General features: G+C 57.9%; 6 protein-coding genes. 5 read left to right on the forward strand and 1 reads right to left on the reverse strand.

What is annotated here, in order from left to right; translation table 11 throughout:
* Nucleotides 1-203 precede the first annotated feature (203 nt).
* From ABIZ35_RS03620 to ABIZ35_RS03630, 3 genes are all read left to right on the forward strand, one after another.
* Entirely contained in the window at nt 204-1157 is a 954-nt protein-coding gene (locus ABIZ35_RS03620; RefSeq protein WP_348218507.1) for a spherulation-specific family 4 protein, read from the forward strand.
* 273 nt (nt 1158-1430) lie between these two features.
* A complete protein-coding gene (locus ABIZ35_RS03625; protein ID WP_348218508.1) occupies nt 1431-2366 on the forward strand; it encodes a spherulation-specific family 4 protein in 936 nt (311 codons plus the stop codon).
* Nucleotides 2367-2573: 207 nt separating this feature from the next.
* Complete coding sequence (locus ABIZ35_RS03630) at nt 2574-3506, forward strand: spherulation-specific family 4 protein (RefSeq protein ID WP_348218509.1); 933 nt, start codon at nt 2574-2576, stop codon at nt 3504-3506.
* A 37-nt stretch (nt 3507-3543) separates the two neighbouring features.
* On the opposite strand, the gene ABIZ35_RS03635 is transcribed toward ABIZ35_RS03630, so the two are convergent.
* The gene (locus ABIZ35_RS03635; protein ID WP_348218510.1) at nt 3544-3918 is read right to left on the reverse strand and encodes a helix-turn-helix transcriptional regulator; all 375 of its coding nucleotides are present in this window, start codon (nt 3916-3918) and stop codon (nt 3544-3546) included.
* Nucleotides 3919-4351: 433 nt separating this feature from the next.
* On the opposite strand from ABIZ35_RS03635, the gene ABIZ35_RS03640 reads away from it, so the two are divergent.
* Together ABIZ35_RS03640 and ABIZ35_RS03645 are read left to right on the forward strand one after the other, a co-directional pair.
* The gene (locus tag ABIZ35_RS03640; protein ID WP_348218511.1) at nt 4352-5623 is read left to right on the forward strand and encodes an RICIN domain-containing protein; all 1272 of its coding nucleotides are present in this window, start codon (nt 4352-4354) and stop codon (nt 5621-5623) included.
* A 239-nt stretch (nt 5624-5862) separates the two neighbouring features.
* The coding region (locus ABIZ35_RS03645) for a DUF6531 domain-containing protein (protein ID WP_348218512.1) at nt 5863-7102 on the forward strand (1240 nt) is incomplete at its 3' end.

Raw genomic sequence — 7102 nt, forward strand, 5'->3', positions numbered from 1 at the left:
CCCCCACTCATTCGTCTGCTGACAGTCAGCAGACGAATGAGCCGAATATCTTCCCCGCGAAAAAACCGCTTGACAATAGTTGCGCCGGATGTTATACTTGCCCCAGAAACGTAAACGTTTACGGATACTTATGTTAAAGCTTCCATCCATGGAGTGCTTCAATTTTGGCGCAAGATAACTTTCAGAAAGAAGGATCTCAGATTATGAAATTTAAGAATGCCGCGCTGCTTTGTTCGGCGATTGCGTGCCTCGCGACGGGAGCTCCGAAGGCCCATGCCAAAGGGATGATCATCCCTGCATACCTGCCCCTGACCGATACCGCCAACTGGCAGGTTCTCGCGGAAGACGCGGCATATATGCGTGATGGGACAAATGCGAACTATAAAGATTATTGGGTTGTCGTGAACAGCGCCAACAACGGCCCGTTCTCCACGTCGGCGGACTGGACCACGGCGGCGACCAAGTTCAATCCCATCCGAGCCAACGCCGGAAAGATCTTCGGTTACGTCCATACATGCACGACTCCGACCAGCACCACGTACCGAACGCTGGCTTCTGTCGAAGCGGACATCACGGCATGGGTGACGGGATACTCAAATCTCGACGGCATCTGGCTTGACGAGTACTACCCGCGCTTCGAAGTCGCCGGCACGGCAAGCGGTCCCAGCCCGACTTTCCCCAACGGGACAGCGCTCGCTCCTTATGACCTCAGTTTCGTCAACCCGGACGGCACCTGGGTAGGCTCCTATCCCCAGATCGACCCGAGCGGCGGCTACTACAGCCAGCTCACGGGATGGATCCGCTCGACCTATCCCAAACTGCGCATCATCGGCAACGCCGGCGGCTGGTTCTACTCCAACCAGATCAACTACACCGACATCGTCGATGTGACGTGCAGCTTCGAGCAGACCCTCGATTACGCCTCGGCTCCCAGCAGTACATGGACACAGCTGAACCGCCAGAACACGACCACGACGAAGAAGCAGCTGGCTCTGATCCACACGAACAGCACAAACCTGGCCGGCGCCATCGATCAGTCGATCAGCCACGGCTATACTCACTTCTACACGACGGATCGCATTCTGACGAACAATATCTGGGGCGGCCTGCCGCCGTACTTCACCACCGAAGTCCAGTACATCGCCAATCATAGCTAGTTCACGGCGTCCGGGTATAAAACCCAGATTCTTATGAACAATTCAGCATCGACGAAAACTACCCTCCGAACCCATGAGGATCGGAGGGCATTTTTGTGTCCATAATTTCCCCGAAAAAATTTCTTCTTGACACAAAAAGCATCGAATGATATACTTGCCTTGACTTCGTAAACGTTTGCGTTTTTGTAAGACGGTCGCACAAATTCATTGGCCAGTGAATGGGACCTGCAAACTGAATGCGTGTTAACCTTCGAAACCAAAGGATCTCAAATTATGAAATTCAAGAATGCCGCGCTGCTTTGCTCTGCGATCGCGTGTCTCGCAACGGGAGCTCCGAAGGCCCATGCCAAAGGGATGATTATCCCTGCTTACATCCCCCTCACGGACGTATCGACATGGAATATCATTGCTACAGATGCAACCTATCTCCAGAGCAGCGCCAATTACAAGGACTACTGGGTCACGGTCAACGGTAACAACGGCCCTTACACGACCTCCGCGGACTGGACCACGGCGGCCACTCGGTTCAACCCGATCCGGGCCAATGGCGGTAAAATCTTCGGCTACGTTCACACCCTGACCACAACCACGGGATCGACGTTCCGGACGCTGGCTTCTGTGAAAGCGGACATTACGGCGTGGGTGACAGGATATCCCAACATCGACGGCATCTGGATCGACGAGTACTACCCGCGCTATGAGATCGCTCCTGCTACCGGCTCCGTCGCGACCTATCCGAACGGCACGGCGCTCGCTCCCTACGACCACGGCTTCGCGGATGCGAGCAATAACTTCAACGGTGTCCAGGTCGATCCTCCCGGCGGCTATTACAGCCAGCTCACCGGATGGCTCCGCTCGACCTATCCCAAGCTGCGCATCATCGGCAACGCCGGTGGCTGGTTCTACTCGAATCAAGTCAACTACACCGACATCGTCGATGTAACATGCAGCTTCGAGCAGACACTGGCGTATGCAGCCGCTCCGTCCAATACGTGGACGAACCTGAACCGCCAGAACGTTACGACGACGAAGAAGCAATTGGCGCTGATCCACACCAACAGCACCGACCTCGCTGGCGCCATCGATCAGGCGATCAGCCATGGATACACCCACTTCTATACGACGGATCGCATTCTGACGAACAATATCTGGGGCGGCATTCCGCCGTACTTCACGACGGAATGTCAGTACATCGCCGGACATAGCTAGTTTCATTTCGAACTAACGGCCTGAACTTGGGGAGCAATGATGCCCCCCGGCTCCCACTGGGAGTGCAGAACATATTGTCGAAAGCGTGACGAAGAATCAAATCTGGACACGTAACCGACAGCATGGTCTTCACCCACAGCAGGGGCCGGGGGGTATCTTCTTCAAGAAGCCAATTATTATCGCCGAAGTTACCTGGGAGACAAAGCAATGGAATGTTCGTTATCTTCGGTCAAATCAATCATCAAGGCCGCCGTAACCGCCGCCGCCGCCATGGCGTTCTGTCTGAGCGCCGGCAGCGCCCAGGCCGCCAAAACGATGGGGTTCACTTATGAATCGCCAGGCGACCCGATCTTTAGCTGGATACAGACCGCCGGTCCGACGAAAGTCCCGTATGTCATCATTAACGCGCCCAACAACGGCAATCTCGTGGCGGGCGATCCCAGCTATATCCCGACGGGCAGCTGGAGCCCGAGCCTCGCATCTTGGGTAACACTTTCTCAGACGCTGCACAATGCGGGGATCAAGGTCATTTGTTACGTAGATTCCGCGTATACGAACCGCCCGGTCTGGGAGGTCGAGAACGACATGTCGCAATATCTGCTGGACGGCTTCACGGTGGACGGGTTCTTTATCGACGATGTGGCGTGGGGATGGAGCGCGGCAAGCGGCGACGGCAGCGGAACAACGCATGGTCAGTGGTACACCAGCCTTTATAACTTCGCGCATACGACCATGCCGAGCTGGAACAACCCGAAGCTCGCCGCCAGCCCTACCATCATCAATAACCCCGGTTCGATCGGCGACGTCTCCAACTGGATGACGACCTGCGATCTGAACGTGATCTTCGAAGGACCGTATAACACGTTCACCAACTCCAGCGGCACGACATTCTCCGGCTACACCAGCTGGTCGCCGAGCGGCACGTGGGTCACGAGCTACCCGGCGTCGCGCTTTATCAACCTCGTGACCAATGTCCCCAATACGACAACCGTGGACACGATCTTTAACGGAGCGGCTAATAAGCGCGCCGGATATCTGTACGTCACCAACGTCAGCTGCGACTGGCAGGCGGGGTTCAACACCTACGGCACGGACCCGACGCAGACGATCTGGAACCGTGAGATCTTAAAGTCGCAGTAGTCGACAGCGAAATTCGCGAGGCGCCGGAGAGACGCAGTCAGTGACGCGTCTCTCCGGCGGCTTCGTTGTCCTCCTCGCCGGAGGGAAACTTGTCGTGCAGTCCCTGGATCATGGCGAGCGCCGCCGGCTGCATGTCCGGTTCGATATCCTCATAAAGCCGGACCACGTCATCGCGGCGGGTCGCGGATTCGTCCTCAGGATCTTCTCCAAGCAGATAGCACGCTCGGATTTGAAGGATCGCCGCGATCTTCGTCAGATCCTCCGCCGAAACCGTCGTCTGTCCGGATTCGAGACGCGAATAGCTCCCGCGCGACATTTCCAGGCCATTCGAGACATCCTGCTGGCTCAGGCGCATCTGCTCCCGCCTCGCTCTGATCAGCTGCGCGATCTTGCTTTGACTTGCCGCCATCATCTCTCACCCCGATCCAAACCTCTGCGCGTTTGGCGCCTTTCCTAAATCTCATTGTCCATTGCATTCGTATGCTCTTTTGTTTTGACTTACCCCGCCGCCGATGCGAGAATAACGCAAAAAACCGTTCGACGTTGAAATATTTTTACACGAGAATCAGGCAATACAAGCAGATTGTCATTAAGATAACTCTATGAAACGATTTTGGTTTTTTATCGACGTTCTGCTGTTTTGAGGTTTGTTTGAATGTCAATGTGTATTCTTGGGAGCGAAAAGAAATTCAGCTTCACTTTGCCATATTAGGATTTTTGCTACATTTGCAACACACACTGTCGCTGGCGCGGGACCATTGGGGTCAAACGTGTCCGGCGGGCAATCCCGGCGCCGGGGAATTGACCGCGGCGGGGAATAGACCGAGACAAAGGGAGACATACGAATGAAGGGTTTCTGGAAGGTTATGGCCGCCGCCGTTCTGGCGCTGGCCGCGTTCACGCACTCCGCGCCCCGGGCGCTCGCTCAGTCCGATCCCGTGATCAAGATCCATACCGGAAAGTACTACGATTGGTACACCACACAAAGCACATGGAACTCCATGTCGGCGTCCATCACCCCCGACTTCCCGATCTTTGACAACGCGATCGACCGGATCGTGGCCGACTGGGGCGCCGCGCCGCCCACCACCCGCCACTATTGCTATGTCGACCCCAGCGGGCAGAACGGCGCCTATGCGACAGGCGACATCGGCCAGGTGTCGGCCGCCCGGGGCGCGTCGCCCTCGCCCGGCATCGGCATCAACTCCAACCTGTTCACGGCGTCCGGGTACGGCGTGACCGGAGGCACGGCGATCGTCTTCGGCGTTCACGAGGCTGTCAATGACATGACCGGGCAGCTTTCCGCCGGCTGGCCCCGCGACTGGTGGGCGGATGACAAAAGCCCGTTCCCCGGCATGACCGAAGTGCATATCCTGAACGAACTCGGCTACACGACCATCGCGGCCAACGACGACGCCAACCTTTCCGGCGACCCGCTCTATGTGATGTTCAAGAATATCCAGAACCACTACGGATGGGGTATCTTCTCCCGGATGTTCTCCAATATGAAGACGAACCACGTGAACTGGACCACCGTCGACAGCGGGCACAACCCCTCTGCCGTTCTGACCAACTTGGTCACGGCGTATATGGTAATGGGTTCGGGAGATACGCTCGCCAACGTGAACGCATATTTCACAAGCGCGATCATTCCCGGCTATAACATCAACACAACGCAAACAAACCTGAACAGCCTCGGCTACACCGGTGGCCAGCCGGCGAACGGAACATATACCATCACGAGTGTCCAGACCGGCCTGGTGCTGGACGCCGGCGCGAACACGCAAACGACACAAGTCCAGCTCTGGGGGACTAATGGCTCAGGACCGCAGCGGTGGATCTTCACGAGCCTCGGAAACGGCGCCTACAGCATCAAGAACGCGACCAGCGCCCTTGCGGCAGACGGCGGCGCAAACACGCAGGGCACGAAAGTATGGCTCTACGGCTACAATGGCACCGTCGATCAGCAGTGGATCCTGTCGTCTACATCCAACGGCTACACGATCAAGAGCGCGCAGACGAGCCTCGTCTTCGACGGCGGCGCCAACACGCAAGGCGCGAAACTGCAGCTGTGGGGCTCGAACTTGAGCGTGGATCAGAAGTGGATCGTTCACTAAGCTTTTACGGTTAGATTTCTACGATAACGCGGCGCCAAAGAAGCCGGCGAATGAACACCTGCAAGCGGGTACCCGGCCTAGAAGTGCACGATGTCCACCTTCGTGGACTCCAGAAAAGAAACGCAATCGCCAGGTTTCTGGAGTGCCCGAAGGGGCACCTCGTGCACTTCTAGGCCGGGTACCCGCTTGCGGGTGTTCATTCGCCGGCTATCCATGGATTCACTCAGACAGGTTTGTTGATGACGCACCCTAGACACCCGGCGAATTTATTCGCCGGCCTGCTCGCAGCGACGCTCGTTTTCCCCCTGCCGTCCCACGCAACGGCGGCTTCGGGCAGTGGCCAGCCCGGCCGCCATCTGATCGACGCCGACCGAGAGCCGTTCGACATCGTCACGCAGGGCGTGGATACCCGCACGCGCGACTACGCTTACTCCCACACGGATATTGCCCTGCCCGGAGCACTCGGCCCACGCGTCGCCCTCACGCGCACGTTCCACGCCAACGATCCGAGTGAAGGCCCCTTCGGAACCGGCTGGAGCTGGCGCTTCACTTCCAGCTCTGATAAGACAGACGCATTGACCGACGTGACTGATCGGCACGACAACCATATCACTTATCAGTATGCGCCGCCCACCCCAGCAGTGAAGCGGCGGCTCATTGCGATCACAACATTCCATGCAGACAAACAGCGAGGCTATGCCCTCGTCAAAGACTATTCGCTCGCGATTCAATGGAACATTAGCGATCCCGCCCACCCGCGCGTCGCATCGGTGACGAGTTATCAGGAAAATCCCAGACGCGCCAAACTACAGACCGTAACCTATGACTACGCTGACGGCGCCGCCCATTCGGTCACATGCGCGCTCAGTCCCGGCGGCAAGACGACGCGCTATGCTTACCACCGCTGGGTATCTCCAGCCAGTGACGGCGCGGCGGCGATCCACGAAGACGATCTGCTGAGTTCGATCTCCGATGTCGACGGGGCGGCAACACGCATTGCGTACAACGATGAGTGGGACGGCGATTACGCGCTGCTCACGCAGTTGGAGTCCATGCGCGTTCAAGTCGCCCGTGTCACCAACCCTGCCGGACGTATCACGGAGTTTGTCCCCACAGGAACCGACAGCGGCGCTTCGGGAACGCATCTGATAATGCGGCACACCGAATTGATGCCCGGCGGCGCTGAGGGCTGCTCCGTGCGCAGCGTCTACTATGTCCCAGGAGACTCCGGGACCTGGGTGGTGAGCGGCTGGCATTCGCAGGGCGTCGAGCGGCTTTACGACCACGCGGGCCGATTGATCCAGGAAGACAGCCGCGCGGGCTTTCGGTGGAGCCACCGCGTTCCCGCCCGCCTGATCGCGCCGCCCCGCGCCGACATGGATTACGACGACCGCCGCCACTTCTGGACGCTCATCGACATGATGCACGCCGTCTTCTGGCAGGACGTCTTTTCGCCCGGCGTCCCCGGCACGCAGCTGC

Source organism: Capsulimonas sp., from assembly GCF_039929585.1.
Classification (GTDB): domain Bacteria; phylum Armatimonadota; class Armatimonadia; order Armatimonadales; family Capsulimonadaceae; genus Capsulimonas.